Below are 17,284 nucleotides of genomic sequence, written 5' to 3' on the forward strand. Positions count from 1 at the left end.
GTGAAAATCCTCATCGTCAAACTCTCCTCCCTCGGCGACGTGGTGCACACCATGCCCGCCGTGCAGGACATCCGCCGCGCCTTGCTGCACGCGCAGATCGACTGGGTGGTGGAGCGGGGCTTCGCGCCGCTCGTGCAGCGCTGCCAAGGCGTGGAGCGGGTGATTCCGTGCGAATTGCGCAAGTGGAGAAAGGCGCCTTGGTCCGGGCGCACGCGCAGCGAGTGGCGGTCCTTCCGTGAGGTCGTGCATGAAGTGGCCTACGACGCCGTCATCGACCTGCAGGGACTCACCAAATCCGCGCTGGTCGCGCGCATCGCGAAACTCGCGGCCGGCGGCAAGCGCTACGCCCTGGCCAACCGCACGGAAGGATCGAGCTACGAAGTGCCGACCCGCTGGGTCGCCGACCAGGCGATCCGCATCGAGCCGCACGTGCATGCGATCGCGCGTTCGCGCGAGTTGTGCGCCAAGGCGCTCGGGTACACGGCCGCGGGCGCGGACGACTTCGGCCTGCACGCGTTGCGTGGTGAGCTGGACGCGCCGCGGCCCTGCGTCGCCTTCGTGCACGGCACCTCGCGCGAGGACAAGTGCTGGCCCGAAGCGAACTGGGTGGAGCTCGGGCGTCGCCTGATCGCGCAACGGTTTTGCATCGGGCTGCCCCATGGCGGCGCGGTGGAACTGGAGCGCGCGCAACGCATCGCCGATGCGCTGGGATCGCCCGCCGCGGTGTGGCCTTCGCTGGACCTCGGCGCGCTCACCGACAAGCTCGCCGCATGCGTCGGCGTGATCGGCGTGGACAGCGGCCTGAGCCACGTCGCCACCGCGCTGGACCTTCCGCACGTGCAGATCTACAACTTCGACACCGCGTGGCGCACCGGGCCGGTGGGCGGCAAACAGCAAAGCGTGTTCGCGCAGCCGACGCCCACGGTCGATGCGGTGTGGCATGCGTGGCAGGGCGTGAAGGCGGGCGGATGATTCGCGGGGTCTATTCGCTCCTCGCGGTGGCGGCGCAGCCTTTCGTGCGCGCGAAACTGAAGCGGCGGGGCGTGGCGGAGCCGGGCTACCTGCAAGCGGTGGAAGAGCGTTTCGGAAGCTACGAGCATCCTGCCCGGCCCGGCGCCATCTGGATCCATGCCGTGTCCCTGGGCGAGACGCGCGCCGCGGCCATCCTCGTTCGCGAACTGCGCAAGCTGGAGCCTGACGTACGCATCCTGCTCACGCATGGTACGGCCACGGGGCGCGCGGAGGGCGAGCGCATCCTGCGCGATGGCGACATGCAGGCCTGGCTGCCCTGGGACACCGTGCATGCGGTGCGCAAGTTCCTCAACCACTTCCAGCCGCGCATCGGTGTGCTGATGGAGACCGAGGTCTGGCCGAACCTTGTCGCAGAGGCCAAGGCGCATGGAACGCCGCTGGTCCTGGCCAATGCGCGCATGAGCGGGAAATCCTTGAAGCAGACCTTGCGACTCGCAGGGCTCGCGCGGCCAGCCTACGCGGCGCTCACGGCTGTGTGGGCGCAGACCGACGCCGATGCGAAGCGGTTTGCGCAGGCGGGCGCGACGGTGAAGGGCGTGTTCGGCAACCTGAAGTTCGACGCGGCCCCCGACGAAGCGCAGCTGGCGCAGGGACGCGCGTGGCGCGCGGCGCTCGCGAAGCCGGTGGTGATGTTCGCGTCGTCGCGTGAAGGCGAGGAAGGGCAATTCTTCGGCGCGATCCGTGAAATGCCGGATCGCAAAGGGACCCGGTGGCTGGTGGTGCCAAGGCATCCGCAGCGCTTCGACGAGGTGGCTGCGCTTGCGGCCGCCGCGGGGTTCACCGTGTCGCGGCGCAGCGCGTGGACATCGGGCCCGGACGCGGCCGATGTCTGGATCGGCGATTCGCTCGGGGAGATGGCGCTGTACTACGGCATGTCCGATGTAGCGCTGCTGGGCGGAAGCTTCGAGAAACTCGGCGGCCAGAACCTGATCGAGGCGGCGGCGTGCGGGTGCCCCGTGGTGATGGGGCCGCACACCTTCAATTTTGCCGAGGCCGCTGAATTGGCCGAGGAGGCAGGCGCCGCGCTGCGCGTGGGGTCGATGGCGCAAGGCGTTGCGCGCGCCTGCGCCATGGCCGGCGCAGCGGGCGGAACCCGCGAGGCATCACGCGCCGCTCTGGACTTCTTCGCCGCCCACCAGGGCGCGGCGCATCGTACGGCGCAAGCCATCCGCGCGATCGCGGGGCCAGCCATCGGATAAGCTGGCGCCATGACCTACTCGCTCTCGCCCGGCGCGTTCTTCGTCTCCGAAAGCCGGGAAAGCATCAACCTCTACGTCACCCGGACAGACGCCAGCGGCTTCGGGACGGTCTACCTGAGTGCGGTGGACAGCGAAGGTTCCACCAACCAGCTGGACCACAATTTCACGACCACCATCGCGCTCAATTTCTATCCGGGCCAGATGGTGCTCCCGGTCACGTTGCCCATCCGCCGCGACGAGGTGCCCGAACCGCAGGAGTCGTTCGCGCTGGTGTTGAAGGCGCAGGCGGATGCGACGGAGTGGATCGCGAAATCGGTGTTCACCATCGTCGACGACGATCCACCTCCGGCGAACAAGCCCCCTGTCGTGTTCTCGGATGCCGGCGCCGGCACCTACGACCCTGCCCGGTCGGTGTCCGTCTCGAACCTCTTCAACCCGCTCGACCTGGACGGCTCCGTGACGACGGTCAACGTCTCGCAACCGGCCGCGGGCACCGACGGCGGCTACCTGACGCTCGACGGCGTGCCTGTCGGTGCGCTCGCCGTCACGCTGCCCCTGGCCGACCTGCCGCGCCTGGCCTATCGCACGGGCGACCACAGCGGCATCGCCGAGCTCTTCATGACGGCCACGGACAACCTCGGCGCGAGCGGCTCCGGCTTCGTGGCCCTGGGCGTCTGGGGCAACGCGAACCAGCCTCCGGTGATCGTGGCGCAGGACGAGCAACTGTGGACGGCACACACGACCGTGCCCCTGTCGTTGCTGTTCGGCATCTCCGACGCGGAGGGAGGGCTGGCGAAGATCATGATCACCGAGGGTGCACCGGGGACGGACGGGGGCTACCTCACCTTCTACGACGAACCGGTGACGGGCGGCACCCTGACGGTGACGCCCTTCGAGTTCCCCTTCGTCGCCTACCGCACCGGCACGTCGAGCGGCAGCAACACGCTGTCGGTCGAGGCATTCGACGCGCAGGGTCTCAGCACGTCGGGTAGCGCGTCCCTTCGGGTGGCGGGCGTCGCGGCGTCGCCGCCGGTCGTCTTCTCCCCGGTGACTTCCGTCGAGCATGCGCACACCTACCGGCTGGACGAGCTTTTCACCGTGCTCGACCCCGACGTCGGTGACACCATCAGCCAGTACCTGGTCGTCGTGGGCGCGAATTCGGGCACGCTCCTGCAGCACGGCGTTGCGGTCGCCGGCACGCTGTACGTGCCCGGCACCGAACTTGCCACCCTTTCCCTGCGCACCACTGCCGGCGACACGTCCATTTCGCTCGTGCTGGAGGCCTGGGACAGCGAGGGCCGGCACGGCAACGGGTACCTGAAGGCGGGCGGCGACGGGGCGGATGCGCTGGTGGCCAGCGACTTCGCGCATTCCACGCTGATCGGAGGCGCCGGCAACGACACGCTGACGGCGGGACAGGACGCGGATTTCCTGCGGGGAGACGCAGGCGTGGACGTGGGGATCTACAGCGGGCCGGCGGCGAACTTTGCGGTGACGCGCTCGGATCTGCACAACGTGTTCGTGCGGGACCTGTCGACGGACGTGGTGGACATCGTGACGGACCTGGAGTTCCTGCACTTCGACGACTCGAAGCTCGCGATGGACCTGTCAGGGCCGGCAGGCGACACGGTGAAGCTCCTTGGCGCGCTGTTCGGGGCGCAGGCCGTGCATGACAAGGGCTATGTCGGCATCGGCCTGGCGCTGTTCGACTCCGGCCTGTCCGCGCTGCAGGTGGCCGCGTTGGCGGTCGAGTCGTCGGTCTTCCAGCAACTTGCCGGTTCGGCCTCCGACACGAATTTCGTCCAACGGGTCTACGCCAATGTCACGGGCGGCCCGCCGACCGCGGCCGAGCTCGCGTATTTCCTGCAGCTACTCGATTCGGGTGCTTCCACGAAGGCCGACCTTGCCTGGATGGCAGCCGGGCACCCCTACAACCTGGCGAACATCGACTTCGCGGGACTCGCCAACAGCGGCGTCGAATTCGTCTGACGGCCCGCGGCGCGGCCTCAGAAGGCAGATGCGTCCAGCGGGAACGCGGCCGTTGCCGCCCCCCGCCCCCCTACCTGGCCACCAGCTGGTTCAGGCGCGCGAGGTCTTCCGGCATCAACGTGCCGTTGGCCTGCCGCAGCCGAAGCTGGCCCAGCAGCACGGTGTAGCGGGCCTGCGCGAGGTCGCGCTTGGTCTGGAAGAGCTGGCTCTGCGAATTGAGCACGTCGATGTTGATGCGCACACCGACCTGGTAGCCGAGGCGGTTGGCTTCCAGCGCGCTCTGGCTCGAAGCTTCCGCGGCTTCCAGCGCCTTGACCTGGCCGCGCCCGGACACGACACCGAAGAACGCCGTCCGTACGGCTTGCGCGACGTTTCGGCGCGTGGCCTCCAGGTCGGCCTGGGCCTTTTCTTCCAGCGACAGCGTTTCACGGATGCGGTTCTGCGTCGAGAAGCCGGCGAAGAGCGGCATGTTGAACTGCAAACCCACCGTGCCCGTGTCGGCGCGGGTGGATGTCGCCACCGAGGTGTTGCCGTTCGGGTTGCGGGTGGCGTTGTAGCTGAGCGTGAGGTCCAGCGTGGGCTTGTGGCCGGCGCGCGCCTTTTCGGTTTCGAGCTGCGCGATCTCAACGGCCGTGCGCGCCTGCTGGATCGCGGGGCTGTTTTCTTCGCCCTGCTGCACCCAGGCGTTCACGTCGGCGGGCTGCGGCGCGGGGACGTCGAGCGGGATCACCAGCGGGTTCGGCCTGACGTCGGGCTTGCCCACCAGCGAATCGAGCGCGAGCTTCTTCACGCGCAGGTCGTTGTCGGCCGCGATTTCCTGGGCGACCACGAGGTCGAAGCGGGCCTGCGCCTCGCGGGTGTCCGTGATGGTGGAGGTGCCCACTTCGAAGTTGCGCTTGGCGGAGGCGAGCTGCTCGTTCACCGCGGTCTTCTGCGCCTGCACGAAGGTGAGGGTGTCCTGCGCCGCCAGCACGTCGAAGTAGGCCTGGCTCACGCGGATGATGAGGTCCTGGCTGGCGGCCGTGAGCTGTGCCTGCGCCTGTTCGACCTGCCGCTTGCCCTGCTGCCAGGTCGCGAAGTTCGCGGGCCGGTAGAGCGGCTGCGACGCGCTCACCGTGCCGCTCTGCGTGGTGAACCCCCGCTCGACGGCGGGGACGGTGTTGTCGAGGTTCGATCGCGAGACGCCCACGGCGAGGTTCGCCTGGGGCAGGATGCCCGCCTTCGCCTGCTCCGCGCGGAACAGGTTCGCGTCGTACTGCGCCTTCGCCGACTGCCACGTGGCGTCGTACGCCTTGGCCGAGTCGTAGAGCTCGAGCAGGCTTTCGGCACGCGCCGGCGCGGCGAAGATCGCCGCCAGTGCCGCCGCGAGGGGCCAGTACGCAAAAGTGGGCCGCAGCAAATTCATGGTCCGTCCTTGGGATGAAAGCGTGTCGTTGTCGTCGTGGGTGAATCAGTAGCGGGGCACGCCGGCGTCGCGTTCGGCCGACCAGGCGTCGATGCCGCCCGCGATGTTGGCCACGTTGTCGAAGCCGTTGCCCGCGAGGAACATGGCCACGCGCTGGCTGCGCGCGCCGTGGTGGCACAGGCAGGCGATGGGGCGCGACGGATCGATTTCCGCGGCGCGCGCCGGGATGTCGTTCATGGGGATCGCGAGGAGTTCGAAGCCCGGCTCGGCCTTCACGCTCGCGGTCTGCAACTCCCAGGGTTCGCGCACGTCCAGCACGATCGGGCGCGCGCCGGCGGGCTGGGCCTGCAGCCATTCGGAGAGTTGGGAGGGGCGGATCTGGTCGATCATGCGCAGCCGCTCAGAAGTGGAAGCGCGACGGCTCGGGGAAATGCAGGAGCCGCGGCGCCGACGTGTCCCAGGGCTGCGCGGTGGTGTAGGCGGCGTCGCCGGTGCGCGTGACGAGCGTCGCGCGCATGACGGGCTCGCTGCCGACGATCGCCGCGAGGCGCCCGCCGACCTTGAGCTGCGCCATCAGCGACTGCGGCACTTCGGCCACCGAACCGCTCAGCAGGATCACGTCGAACGGCGCTTCGGCCGGCAGGCCCTTGGCGCCGTCGGCTTCGCGCACCTCGGCGTTGGTGATGCCCGCGCGCTGCAGGTTCTCGCGCGCGATGCGGGCGAGCGCGGGGTCGATCTCCAGCGTGACGACGCGTTGCGCGCGGTGCGCGAGCAGGGCGGCCATGTAACCGGAGCCGGTGCCGATCTCCAGGACCTTGTCCGTGGGCCTGACGTGCAGGTCCTGCAGCAGGCGGGCCTCCACCTTCGGCTCCAGCATGCACTGGCCGCGCGCGAGCGCCTGGTCGGCGGGTTCCGCGAGCGGGATCTGCATGTCCACGAAGGCGAGCGCCTTGTGGGCGAGGGGAACGAAATCCTCGCGGTGCACGGAGGACAGCAGGGCGAGGATGTCCAGGTCGAGCACGTCCCAGGGCCGGATCTGCTGCTCGATCATCTTGAAGCGTGCGTGTTCGAGGTCGGTGGGGGCGGTCATGGCTTCCTTCGGGGGGATTCAGGGCAAATCCGCGATTTTAGAGGCGGGCTGGGTGGCGCTCCCGGGGCCGCCCGCCGAATGGCGGGGACGGCGGCGGAAGCGGGCGGCCAGGTCGTCGAGCAGGCAATAGACCACGGGCACGACGACCAGCGTGAGCAGCGAGGAGGTGATCACCCCGCCGATCACCGCCTGCCCCATGGGCGCGCGCTGCTCCGAGCCTTCGGTGAGCGCGAAGGCGAGCGGCACCATGCCGAAGATCATGGCGAGCGTCGTCATGAGGATGGGGCGCAGCCGCACCTTGGCCGCGTGCAGCAGCGCCTCGGTGCGGTCCATGCCCTCGTCCCGCATGCGAATGGCAAAGTCCACGAGAAGAATTGCGTTCTTCGTGACGAGCCCCATCAGCATCACGATGCCGATGATCGAGAACATCGACAGCGACGAGCCGAACATCAGCAGCGCGAGCACCACGCCGATGAGGGTGAGCGGCAGGGACGTCATGAGCGCGAGCGGCTGCAGGAAGCTCCTGAACTGGCTCGCGAGGATCATGTAGATGAAGATCACCGCCATCGCGAGGGCGGACACGGCGTAGCCGAAGGACTCCGCCATGTTCTTCGTCGAGCCGCTGAACTGGTAGCGATACCCCGGCGGGAAGGCGATGCCGTCGAGCTTCGCGCGGATGTCGTTGGACACCTCGCCGGCGGAGCGGTTGAACACGTTGGCGTTGATCGCGACTTCGCGCGTCAGGTCGCGGCGGTTGATCTGGTTCGGCCCGGTGGATTCGCGCACGCTCGCGACCTGGTTCAGGCGCACCACGCGCGACGTGCCGTCCGCGTTGCTTCCCATGGCGAAGGGCAGCCGGTCGAGGTCCTGCGGCGCGTTGCGCGCATCGGGCGACAGGCGCACGTTCACGTCGTAGGTCTGGTCGTCGGGCGCGCGCCAGTTGCCGACCGTCTGCCCGGCGACGAGTGTGCGCAGCGCGCTGCCCACCTGCGCCACGGACAGGCCGAGGTCGGACGCGGCGTCGCGCTTGACGTCGATGGCGATGGTGGGCTTGTCCTGCTTGACGCTGGAGTCCAGGTCCACGAGGCCCGGGATGCCCGCGATGCGCTCGTTCACGAGCTTCGTGAGGCGCTCCAGCTCCTTCAGGTCCGGCCCCTGCAGGGAGAACTCCACCTGCTTGTTGCCGCCGACGGCGTCGAGCAGGCCGACGTGCGTGACGGTGATGCCCGGCACCTGCTTCAGGCGTTCGCGCAGCACGCCGGCCATCTGGTCGACGCTCAGCTGGCGCTGCTTCCTGTCCACCATGCGCACGTAGACGGAGCCGTAGATCTTGCCCGCGGCGTTGCCGGTGTTGATGGTCGCGAGCGTGTAGCGCACTTCCTTGAACTCGCGGATGATCGATTCGACCTGCTGCGCCTTCGCCTCCGTGACTTCGAGCGAGGAGCCCACGGGCGTATAGAAGCTGACGGAGGTTTCCGAATAGTCGGCCTTGGGCACGAACTCGGTGCCCAGCAGCGGCACCATCACGATGCTCAGCACGAAGATGCCCACGGCCATCAGCACCGTGACGAGCTTGTGGCCGAGCGACCAGCGCAGGATGCCCTGGTAGCCCTCCGCCAGCGCGTCGGTGCCGCGGTCGAACCAGCCCGTCACCCGGCCGATGGTCTTGTCGTAGAGCGTCGGGTTGGCCTTCGGCTTGCCGTGCGCTTCGATCTCCGGGTCGTGCCAGATCGAGGACAGCATCGGGTCGAGCGTGAAGCTCACGAACATGGAGATCAGCACCGCCGCCACGATGGTCACGCCGAACTCGTGGAAGAACTTGCCGATGATGCCGCCCATGAAGCCGATGGGCAGGAACACGGCGACGATGGAGAAGGTGGTGGCCAGCACCGCCAGGCCGATTTCCTGCGTGCCGTCGAGCGCGCCCTGGTAGGGTGGCTTGCCCATCTGCACGTGGCGCACGATGTTCTCGCGCACGACGATCGCATCGTCGATCAGCAGGCCCACGCACAGCGAGAGCGCCATCAGCGTCACCATGTTGATGGTGAAGCCGAACATGTTCATGAAGAGGAAGGTGCCGATGATGGAGATCGGCAGCGTGAGCCCGGTGATGACGGTGGAGCGCCAGGAGTTCAGGAACAGGAACACGATGAGCACCGTGAGCAGCGCGCCTTCGACCAGCGTGCGGCGCACGTTCTCCACGGACACGCGAATGGGCCGCGAGCCGTCGGTGATCTCTTCCAGCCGCACACCCGCAGGCAACTGGGTGGTCATTTCGGCGGCGGTCTTTTTCAGGCCGTCGACGACCTCGATCGTGTTTTCGTCCTGCGATTTCTGCACCGTGAGCAGCAGCGTGCGCTGGCCGTTGTAGAGCGCGAGGCTGTCGATCTCCTGCGCGCCGTCGGCGATGCGCGCGACCTGGTCCACGCGCACGGCCGTGCCGTTTTTCCGCGTGACGATGATCTGCCCGAAGTCTTCCGGCCGCTTCATGCGCGCGTCGATCTGCACCACGCGCTCCTGCGCGAGCGAGCGGATCGCGCCGACCGGCAAGTCCTGGTTCTCGTTGCGCACGGCCGCGACCACCTGGTCGGCGGTGACGCCCAGCGCCTCCATCGCGGCGGGGTTCAGGTAGACGTTGATCTCGCGCTTGGTGCCGCCCACGAGCGTGACCGAGCCGACACCGCGCACGTTCTCCAGCCGCTTCTTCAATACCTGGTCGGCCCAGTTGGTCAGCTCCACGGCATCCATCGCCTTGCCCTTCGTCGCATCGGGCAGCACCGCGATCGACCAGATCGCACGGCTAGACGGGTCGAAGCGCAGCACGCGCGGCTCCTTCACCTCCGTGCGGAAGGTGGGGCGGATCTGCGCGACCTTCTCGCGCACGTCTTCGGCGGCCTTGCGCCCGTCGATGTGCAGTTGGAATTCGATGATGACGACCGCCTGGCCCTCGTAGCTGCGCGAGGTGAGGGCGTTGATGCCCGCGATCGAATTGACGCCTTCCTCGATCTTCTTGGTGACTTCGCTCTCCACGATCTCGGGCGACGCGCCCGGATATTCCGCCGTGACGACGACGACCGGGAAATCGATGTTCGGGAACTGGTCGACCTTCAGCCGCTGGTAGGAAAACAGGCCCAGCACGACGATGGCGAGCATCACCATGGTCGCGAAGACCGGGTTCTTCAGGCTGACGCGGGTGAACCACATGTCAGGGCGCCGGCGGCTTCGTGAACTTCACCGCCGACCCTTCGCGCAGCGGACCGAGGCTCCCCTTGATCACCACCGCGCCGGGTGCGAGTCCCTTCACGGCCACCACGAGTTCCTTGTCGGCCTCGCCGCGTGCGCCCGTCTCCACCGGCTTGTGCGCGACGCGCTCGTTCTCCACGACCTGCACGTAGGGCGAGGGCTTGTCCGTGCGCACGGCCGACAGCGGCACCGCGAGCGCCGAGGCGCTGCCGGTTCCGAGCGTGCCCTGCGCGAAGAGGCCCTGACGCAACCCTGTCGCGTCAGTGATGGACAGGTAGGCGAGCACGCTGCGGCTGCCCGCCTGCGCGCTCGGGTTGATGCGCACGACCTTGGCCTGCACCGGCCGGCTGCTGCCTTCGATCTGCAGCTGCGCGTCCTGCCCGACGCGCACGCCCACGGAATCCGCCGCGCTCAGGGTCGCTTCCAGCTCGAGCCGGCTCAGGTCCACGATCTCGATCACCTTGGCGTCCACGGCCACGCGCTCGCCGGGCTGCATGAGCCGCTGCGCCACGACGCCCGCGATGGGCGCGCGCAGCACCGTGTCGTCCAGCGCCTTCTTCGCGAGGTCCACCGCGGCCAGCGCGGCCTTGTGCGTGGCCTGCGCGGCGGCGAGGTTGTTCAGGGAGGTGTCGAGCGCGGTCTTCGAGATGAAGCCCTGGTCGACCAGTGCCTTGTTGTTGTCCACCTGGCGCTGCGCGATGTCGATCTGCGCCTTCGCGGCATCGGCTTGCTGCGCGGCCTGCGCGACACGCGAGTTGTATTCCGTGGCGTCCACGCGCGCGATCACCTGGCCGGCCTTCACCACGTCGCCTTCGCGCACCGTGAGCCCCTGCAGTTCGCCGGCGGCGCGTGCTTTCACCACGGCCGAATTCACCGCCTTGAGCGAACCGGAGATCGGCAGCCCCTGCGCGATCTCGCGCGTCGTCGCCTTCACGACGTCCGTCGCGGCGAGTTCCACCACGCTCTGCACCTTGGGCGTGCCGGCTGCGGCGACGGCCTCCTGCTGGGCGCGGCGCGCGGAGAGGGCGCGCATCACACCGAATGCGATGAGCAGCAGGACCACCGCCACGGCGATCCACCGGTAGTGGCGCTTCGTCATTTCTTCTTCCGTCCTTCGCCCGGTTCGTTCTTGTCGTTCTTGTCGTTCTTGTCGTTCTTCTCGTCGCCGCGCACCAGCAGGCCGTGCAGCAGGGTGTCCACCTGCGAGGCGAGGTAGCGCTCCGGGTCGAGCGGGTAGTCCTGCGGCATGCAGGCGCCCAGCGAGTGCTTCATCATCACCAGGAACACCATGGGCGCCGTGATCGAGAAGAGCGCGTAGTCCATGTCGGCGATGCGGAACTCGCCCCGGTCCACGCCGCGCTGCAGGATGCGACGGATCAGGTCCTGCGCGGGCTTGATCACCTCCTGCTGGTAGAAGGCGGTGATGTCCGGGAAGTTGCGGGCCTCCCCGATGATGAGCTTCGTGATGCCCGAGGCGCGCGTGGCGCCCAGCCGGTCCCACCAGACGCGCATGCAGTAACGCACCATGTCCGCGGTGCTGCCGTCGAAGGCCTGGAATTCGTCGTTCCATTCCGCGAAGCGGCCCGAGATGTTTTCGCGCACCACCGCCTTGAAGAGTTCTTCCTTGCTGGGGAAGTAGAGGAACAGCGTGCCCTTGGACACGCCCGCGCGCGCGGCGACTTCTTCCGCGCGCGTGGCGGCGAAGCCTTTCTCGACGAAGAGGTCCAGCGCGGCGTCCAGCAGTTCGCCGGGCCGGGCCTCCTTGCGGCGCTCGCGCTTGGCCTGCACCTCTTCGGTGCGGGCTGCGATGAATTTGGGGAGGGCCATGGAGAAATTAATGACTGACTGGTTAGTAATGTAGCTTGGCGACCCCAGGGCGTCAAGCAGAGCTACTCCTGCGAGGCGGGCAAGCGCCCGCAAATGTCCCATTGACAGGACATTAGGCGCACACCTAGGATCGCGCGTGGCCGCCGCACTCCCGCTTCCCAAGTACCACCGGATCTACCTGGTGCTGCGCGAACAGCTGAATGAAGGCCGGTTCTCCGACGGCCTTCCCGGCGAGCTGGCACTGACGCAGCAATTCGGGGTCGCGCGCGTCACGGTGCGGCGCGCGCTGGAGCAACTGGCCCGGGAGGGCCTGATCTCGCGTGAGCCCGGACGCGGCACGCGCCCGATCGCGCGGGCAGGCGGGGGGATGCCCGGGGTGTCCCCCACGCCCATGAACACCCGCCTCACAGGCCTTCTGGAGAACCTGGTCAGCATGGGCCTGCGCACCTCGGTGAAGGTGCTGGACGTGGCCACCGTCGCCGCTTCGGACGACGTGGCGGCGGCCCTGCAGCTTGCGCGGGGCGATCGGGTGCAAAAGGCCGTGCGGGTTCGCAGCACCCGCGAGGGGCCGCTTTCCCACATCACGACCTATGTGCCGGCCGACGTGGCCCGCCAGTTCGGCAGGCGGGAGCTCGCGCGCAAGCCCATCTTGCTGTTGCTGGAGGAGTCCGGCGTGAAGGTGGGGCGCGCCGTGCAGACCATCTCCGCGCGCCTGGCCGACGCGGAGGCGGCGGGCCACCTCCAGCTGTCCGTCGGCTCCGCCCTGCTGGCCGTGCGCCGCCTGATCTACGACGAGCAGGAAAGGCCGGTGCAGTGGCTGCACGGCCTGTACCGGCCCGACCGCTACGAATACGAAATGCAGCTGTCCCGCGTGGGCGACATCGACGCCAAGGTGTGGGTCAGCACCGACATGTCCGCCCATTTCCATTGACCCACGAGGAGAACACCATGAGCACCCGTCGCCATTTCATGTCGCAGTCGGCCGCCGCCGCGTCCGCGCTCGCCTTTCCGCTCGTCGGGGGCGCGCAGCCCAAGGCGGTGAAGATCGGGGTGCTGCACCCCGTCACCGGGGCGCTCGCGTACTCGGGCCAGCAATGCCGCGAGGGTGCGCAGATGGCGATCGACGACATCAACAAGGCGGGCGGCATCAAGTCCATGGGCGGCGCGAAGATCGAGGCCCTGCTCGGGGACGCGCAGTCCACGCCCCAGGCCGGCACGGCCGAGGTCGAGAAGATGAACGAGGCCGGCGTGTCCGCCGTGCTGGGCGCGTACGCGTCGGCCATCTGCCTGGCGACGACGCAGGCCGCGGCGAAGTACAACCTGCCGCACGTGGTGGACGTGGGCGTGGCCGACCAGATCGTGGAGCGCGGCCTGAAGAACACCTTCCGCTTCGGGCCGGGCTACAAGAAGTGCGCGGAGATCGCGGTGGCCAACCTGCACGTGCTCAACACCGCCGCGGGCAAGCCCGCGCGCACGGTGATGATCATCCACGAGGAGTCGCTCTTCGGCACCGGCACGGCGCAACTGCTGGCGCGCGAGCTGCCCGGCTACGGCTACGAGGTGAAGGAAGTGATCAAGCACGCGAACCCGACGCGCGACTTCAACAACATCGTGCTGCGCATGAAGGCGGTCAACCCGGACATCGTGATCCCGGCGAACTACTACAACGAATATGCGCTGCTGGTGCGCACCATGCAGCAGCAGAAGGTGACGCCCAAGGCCATCTACTCGGTGCTGGGCGGCGCGGCGTCGAGCTACAAGTTCGTCAAGGAATTCCCCGATGCGGCCAACGGCATCATCGACTGCAACCACTGGTTCAACCCGAAGGACAAGCGCTCGGCCGAACTGCGCAAGCGCGTCGAGGCCAAGGGTCTCTTCTATACCTACGAGATATTCAACACCTACACCGCCATGATGATGCTGGCCGATGCGATCAATCGCGCCAAAAGCGCCGACCGCGCCGCCATCACCGACGCGCTGGAAAAGAGCACCTTCTCGGACCACTTCATGCCCTACGGCGCGACCAAGTTCGTCAACGGGCAGAACATGGGCGCGCAGCCGCTGATGACCCAGGTGCTGAAGAACGACATCAAGGTGATCGTGCCGCGCGAGTACCGCGAGATCGACCCCGTCTTCCCCTTGCGTTCCTGAAGCCGCCGGCGCCGCATGCTCGACTTCGGCATCCTGTTCCCGGCGCTGCTGAACGGCCTGACCACCGGCGCCGTCTACGCGCTGGTGGCCCTGGGCCTCACCCTGATCTACGGCGTGCTGCACATCATCAATTTCGCGCATGGCGCGTCGCTGATGCTGGCGCTGTACGCGGTGTACCTGCTCAAGGAGAAGCTGGGCATCGACCCCTACCTCGCCCTGGTCGCGGTGGTGCCGGGCATGTTCGCGCTCGGCTACCTGCTGCAGCGCGTGGTGATCAACCGCGCGAGCCACGGCAAGGACGAGAACATCCTGCTGGTGACCCTGGGCCTCGCGATCGTGATGGAGAACCTCGCGCTGCTGGCGTTCAAGAGCGATACCCGCACGATCGAGACCGCCTACACGCTGAGCACGGTGGCGATCGGCCCGGCGACGATCGCGCTGCCCAAGCTGATTTCCTTCGCGGGCGCGCTGGTGGTGTCGGCCCTCCTGATGCTGCTGATGGCCAGGACCGACCTCGGCCGCGCGATCCGCGCCGTCGCCAGAGAAAAGCAGGGCGCGCGGCTGATGGGCATCGACGTGGACCATGTGTATGCCATGAGTTTCGGCATCGGCCTGGCCTGCCTGGGCGCGGCCGCCTGCTTCCTGCTGCCGGCCTACTACGTCAACCCGCAGGTCGGCAGCGGCTTCGTGCTCGTGGCTTTCACCATCGTCGTGCTGGGTGGCATGGGCAGCTTCGCGGGCGCGCTGGTGGGGGGCCTGCTGGTGGGCGTGGTGGAGTCGCTGGGCGGCCTGTACTTCGGAGAGTCGCTGGGGCAGATCGGAATCTTCGCGCTCTTCATCGCGGTGCTGCTGTTCCGTCCGCAGGGCCTGTTCGGGGCGCGCGCATGAGGGACCTCGCTGCCATCGCCCTGTTCGTCGCGCTGGTGGCTTGCGCGCCGCTGGTGACGCAGTCCGGCGTCGTGCTCAATTTCATCATGATGGCCTTGTATGCCTGCCTGCTCGCGCAGGCCTGGAACATCCTGGGCGGCTTCGGCGGCCAGTTCTCCTTCGGCCACGCACTCTTCTTCGGCACCGGTGCGTACGTGCAGGCCATCGCCCAGCAGCTCGGCATGAATCCCTGGGCGGCGCTGCCGCTCGCGCTGCTCGCGAGCGCCGCGGTCGGCGCGGTCGTCGGTGCGCTCTCCTTCCGTTACGGGCTCAAGGGCTCCTACTTCGCGCTGGTGACGCTCGCTTTCGCGGAGGTGTTCCGCGTCCTGGCGCTGTCGGTCCCTTTCACGGGCGGCGGGGTGGGCTTGATGGTGCCGCTGCGCGAGTCCGCCGCCAACATGCAATTCGCCACGCGCGCGGGCTACCTCTGGCTCGTGCTGTCGCTGGTCGCGGTGGCGCTGCTGGTGAGCGCGTGGCTGCGCCACTCGCGCTTCGGCGCGTACCTGCAGGCCGTGCGCGACAACGAGGACGCCGCACGGGCCGTGGGCGTCGACCCGTTTCGCGTCAAGCTCGCGGCCATCGGCCTGTCGGGCGCGCTGATGGGCGCGGGCGGCGCCTTCTACGTGCAGGTGTTCCAGTACATCGACCCGGGCATCGCCTTCGGTCCGGGCACCTCGGTGGAGGCGCTGGTGGCGGCCATCGTCGGCGGCATGGGCACCTTGTGGGGCCCCGTGCTCGGCGCGCTCGCGCTGCATGTGCTGGCAGACTTCACGCGCAACCTCTTCGGCCAGCTGCCCGGCATCAACATGGTGATCTACGGCGTGGTGCTGGTGCTGATCGTGATGTTCGTGCCGCGCGGCATCGCGGGCATCGGCGTGCCGGTGCGCTGGCGCCGCGCGCGCAGCAAGGAGTCGCCCCGTGAATGACGCCGCCACGCACGCCGTGCTGTCGGTGCAGGGCGTCTCGCGCTCGTTCGGCGGGCTGTGCGCCGTGAACGACGTGCGCCTTGACGTGCCGCGGGGAAGCCTGAGCGCCCTGATCGGGCCCAACGGCGCGGGCAAGACCACCCTGTTCGCGCTGGTGTCCGGCTTCCTGAAACCCGACCGCGGCACCGTGCGATTCCAGGGACAGGACATCACCGGGCAGGCGCCGCACCGCAATGCCGCGCTCGGCATGACGCGCACCTTCCAGATCGTCCAGCCCTTCGCGCAGCAGACCGTGCGCCAGAACATCGCGGTGGGCGCGCACCTGCGCACGTTGGGCCGCCGCGAAGCCCTCGCGCAGGCCGAGGAAGTGGCGCAGCGCGTGGGGCTCGCATCGCAGCTGGACAAGCCGGCCTCCGACCTGACGGTGGCTGGGCGCAAGCGCCTCGAACTGGCGCGCGCCCTCGCGACCCGGCCGCAACTGCTTCTGCTGGACGAGGTGCTGGCCGGCCTGAACCCCAGCGAGATCGCGCAGATGATCCCGGTCGTGCGCGGCATTGCCGACAGCGGCATCACGGTGCTGATGATCGAACATGTGATGCAGGCGGTGATGAACCTGGCGCAGCACGTGTGGGTGCTGGCGCAAGGCCAGCTGATCGCCAATGGCACGCCTGCCGAGGTGACGCGCGACGAGCGTGTGATCGAGGCTTATCTGGGCCACGGCATGGCGGCGCGCCTGCGTGCCGCGGAGGTGCGCCCATGAGCGCCGCACCCGCGCTGCTGGACGTGCGTGGGCTGCATGCCGGCTATGGCGCGGTCGAGGTGCTGCGCGGCATCGACCTGCAGGTGGGCGAGGGCGAGGCCGTGGCCCTGCTCGGGAGCAACGGCGCGGGCAAGAGCACGCTGAACAATGTGATGAGCGGCCTCTATGCACCGTGGGCCGGCCAAGTCGGCTTCGATGGCGCCGACATCACCGGCGCCCACTATCGCGACGTGGTGAAAGCCGGCTTGATCCAGGTGCCCGAGGGCCGCCGCATCTTCCCCAACCTCACCGTGATGGAAAACCTGGAACTCGGCGCGTTCACCCGCGCCCGCGAGCGCCGGGCTGCCAACATCGACAAGGCGTTCGAACTGTTTCCCCGATTGCGCGAGCGCTCGCGCCAGCTGGCAGGCACGCTGAGCGGCGGTGAGCAGCAGATGCTCGCGATCGGCCGCGGCCTGATGGCGCAGCCGCGCCTCTTGATCCTCGACGAGCCTTCGCTGGGCCTGTCGCCGCTGCTCGTGGAGGAGCTGTTCACCCTCATCCGCCGCCTGCGGGACGGCGGCCTCGCGGTGCTGCTGGTCGAGCAGAACGTCGGGCAGTCGCTGGAAGTGGTGGATCGTGCATACGTGATGGAAAACGGCGCGATCCGTTTTGCCGGCCTGCCCTCGCAACTGCTGGGCACCGATGCTCTGCGGCGCGCCTACCTGGGCATGTGATGGATACGAACCCGAAAAA

15 protein-coding genes are annotated in these 17,284 nt (G+C 68.3%); 9 read left to right on the forward strand and 6 right to left on the reverse strand.

Going from position 1 to position 17,284, the window contains the following annotated elements:
* Genes waaC through I5803_RS19025 form a run of 3 tightly spaced genes read left to right on the forward strand, consistent with a single transcriptional unit; the run spans position 1 to position 4,220 of the window.
* The gene (gene waaC / locus I5803_RS19015) at positions 1 to 972 is read left to right on the forward strand and encodes a lipopolysaccharide heptosyltransferase I (RefSeq protein WP_196987883.1); all 972 of its coding nucleotides are present in this window, start codon (positions 1 to 3) and stop codon (positions 970 to 972) included.
* A complete protein-coding gene (locus I5803_RS19020) occupies positions 969 to 2,231 on the forward strand; it encodes a 3-deoxy-D-manno-octulosonic acid transferase (protein WP_196987884.1) in 1,263 nt (420 codons plus the stop codon). Before waaC ends, I5803_RS19020 begins: the two co-directional genes overlap by 4 nt.
* Positions 2,232 to 2,240: 9 nt before the next feature.
* Complete coding sequence (locus I5803_RS19025) at positions 2,241 to 4,220, forward strand: Calx-beta domain-containing protein (RefSeq protein WP_196987885.1); 1,980 nt, start codon at positions 2,241 to 2,243, stop codon at positions 4,218 to 4,220.
* Positions 4,221 to 4,290: 70 nt separating this feature from the next.
* Here I5803_RS19025 and I5803_RS19030 read toward each other — a convergent pair whose 3' ends face one another.
* From I5803_RS19030 to I5803_RS19055, 6 genes are read right to left on the reverse strand one after another with little or no spacing between them, the layout of a single operon-like run.
* A complete protein-coding gene (locus I5803_RS19030; RefSeq protein ID WP_196987886.1) occupies positions 4,291 to 5,625 on the reverse strand; it encodes a TolC family outer membrane protein in 1,335 nt (444 codons plus the stop codon).
* 45 nt (positions 5,626 to 5,670) lie between these two features.
* The gene (locus I5803_RS19035) at positions 5,671 to 6,015 is read right to left on the reverse strand and encodes a rhodanese-like domain-containing protein (RefSeq protein ID WP_196987887.1); all 345 of its coding nucleotides are present in this window, start codon (positions 6,013 to 6,015) and stop codon (positions 5,671 to 5,673) included.
* Positions 6,016 to 6,025: 10 nt separating this feature from the next.
* Positions 6,026 to 6,715: a protein-L-isoaspartate O-methyltransferase family protein gene (locus I5803_RS19040; RefSeq protein ID WP_196987888.1), complete on the reverse strand. Its 690-nt coding sequence runs from the start codon at positions 6,713 to 6,715 to the stop codon at positions 6,026 to 6,028.
* A gap of 18 nt (positions 6,716 to 6,733) precedes the next feature.
* The gene (locus tag I5803_RS19045) at positions 6,734 to 9,919 is read right to left on the reverse strand and encodes an efflux RND transporter permease subunit (RefSeq protein WP_196987889.1); all 3,186 of its coding nucleotides are present in this window, start codon (positions 9,917 to 9,919) and stop codon (positions 6,734 to 6,736) included.
* Between the two features lies 1 nt (position 9,920).
* A complete protein-coding gene (locus tag I5803_RS19050) occupies positions 9,921 to 11,057 on the reverse strand; it encodes an efflux RND transporter periplasmic adaptor subunit (RefSeq protein ID WP_196987890.1) in 1,137 nt (378 codons plus the stop codon).
* Positions 11,054 to 11,785, reverse strand: a complete 732-nt coding sequence (locus tag I5803_RS19055) for a TetR/AcrR family transcriptional regulator (protein ID WP_196987891.1) — start codon at positions 11,783 to 11,785, stop codon at positions 11,054 to 11,056. The genes I5803_RS19050 and I5803_RS19055 overlap by 4 nt, the downstream gene beginning before the upstream one ends.
* 136 nt (positions 11,786 to 11,921) lie before the next feature.
* Between I5803_RS19055 and I5803_RS19060 the strand changes: the two genes are divergently transcribed.
* The 6 genes from I5803_RS19060 to I5803_RS19085 are packed head-to-tail and all read left to right on the forward strand — an operon-like array spanning position 11,922 to position 17,265.
* Positions 11,922 to 12,716 (forward strand): GntR family transcriptional regulator, encoded by a 795-nt coding sequence (locus I5803_RS19060; RefSeq protein WP_196987892.1) that lies wholly within the window; start codon positions 11,922 to 11,924, stop codon positions 12,714 to 12,716.
* Between the two features lie 17 nt (positions 12,717 to 12,733).
* The gene (locus I5803_RS19065) at positions 12,734 to 13,936 is read left to right on the forward strand and encodes an ABC transporter substrate-binding protein (protein WP_196987893.1); all 1,203 of its coding nucleotides are present in this window, start codon (positions 12,734 to 12,736) and stop codon (positions 13,934 to 13,936) included.
* A 15-nt stretch (positions 13,937 to 13,951) separates the two neighbouring features.
* Entirely contained in the window at positions 13,952 to 14,824 is an 873-nt protein-coding gene (locus tag I5803_RS19070) for a branched-chain amino acid ABC transporter permease (protein ID WP_196987894.1), read from the forward strand.
* On the forward strand, positions 14,821 to 15,789 hold the full coding sequence (locus I5803_RS19075; RefSeq protein WP_196987895.1) for a branched-chain amino acid ABC transporter permease: 969 nt from the start codon (positions 14,821 to 14,823) through the stop codon (positions 15,787 to 15,789). The genes I5803_RS19070 and I5803_RS19075 overlap by 4 nt, the downstream gene beginning before the upstream one ends.
* Entirely contained in the window at positions 15,782 to 16,549 is a 768-nt protein-coding gene (locus I5803_RS19080; protein ID WP_196987896.1) for an ABC transporter ATP-binding protein, read from the forward strand. The genes I5803_RS19075 and I5803_RS19080 overlap by 8 nt, the downstream gene beginning before the upstream one ends.
* Positions 16,546 to 17,265 carry an ABC transporter ATP-binding protein gene (locus I5803_RS19085; protein ID WP_196987897.1) on the forward strand — a complete coding sequence of 240 codons (720 nt, stop codon included), beginning with the start codon at positions 16,546 to 16,548 and terminating at the stop codon, positions 17,263 to 17,265. The genes I5803_RS19080 and I5803_RS19085 overlap by 4 nt, the downstream gene beginning before the upstream one ends.
* Positions 17,266 to 17,284: the final 19 nt, after the last annotated feature.

The sequence above is a fragment of the Caenimonas aquaedulcis genome, assembly GCF_015831345.1.
In the GTDB taxonomy this organism is placed as follows: domain Bacteria; phylum Pseudomonadota; class Gammaproteobacteria; order Burkholderiales; family Burkholderiaceae_C; genus Ramlibacter; species Ramlibacter aquaedulcis.

Excerpts from the sequence above, each read along its gene's own strand:
- I5803_RS19020 (WP_196987884.1), top strand. The coding sequence starts at position 969 with ATGATTCGCGGGGTCTATTCGCTCCTCGCGGTGGCGGCGCAGCCTTTC.
- I5803_RS19025 (WP_196987885.1), top strand. The coding sequence starts at position 2,241 with ATGACCTACTCGCTCTCGCCCGGCGCGTTCTTCGTCTCCGAAAGCCGG.
- I5803_RS19030 (WP_196987886.1), bottom strand. The coding sequence starts at position 5,625 with ATGAATTTGCTGCGGCCCACTTTTGCGTACTGGCCCCTCGCGGCGGCA.
- I5803_RS19035 (WP_196987887.1), bottom strand. The coding sequence starts at position 6,015 with ATGATCGACCAGATCCGCCCCTCCCAACTCTCCGAATGGCTGCAGGCC.
- I5803_RS19040 (WP_196987888.1), bottom strand. The coding sequence starts at position 6,715 with ATGACCGCCCCCACCGACCTCGAACACGCACGCTTCAAGATGATCGAG.
- I5803_RS19045 (WP_196987889.1), bottom strand. The coding sequence starts at position 9,919 with ATGTGGTTCACCCGCGTCAGCCTGAAGAACCCGGTCTTCGCGACCATG.
- I5803_RS19050 (WP_196987890.1), bottom strand. The coding sequence starts at position 11,057 with ATGACGAAGCGCCACTACCGGTGGATCGCCGTGGCGGTGGTCCTGCTG.
- I5803_RS19055 (WP_196987891.1), bottom strand. The coding sequence starts at position 11,785 with ATGGCCCTCCCCAAATTCATCGCAGCCCGCACCGAAGAGGTGCAGGCC.
- I5803_RS19065 (WP_196987893.1), top strand. The coding sequence starts at position 12,734 with ATGAGCACCCGTCGCCATTTCATGTCGCAGTCGGCCGCCGCCGCGTCC.
- I5803_RS19070 (WP_196987894.1), top strand. The coding sequence starts at position 13,952 with ATGCTCGACTTCGGCATCCTGTTCCCGGCGCTGCTGAACGGCCTGACC.
- I5803_RS19075 (WP_196987895.1), top strand. The coding sequence starts at position 14,821 with ATGAGGGACCTCGCTGCCATCGCCCTGTTCGTCGCGCTGGTGGCTTGC.
- I5803_RS19085 (WP_196987897.1), top strand. The coding sequence starts at position 16,546 with ATGAGCGCCGCACCCGCGCTGCTGGACGTGCGTGGGCTGCATGCCGGC.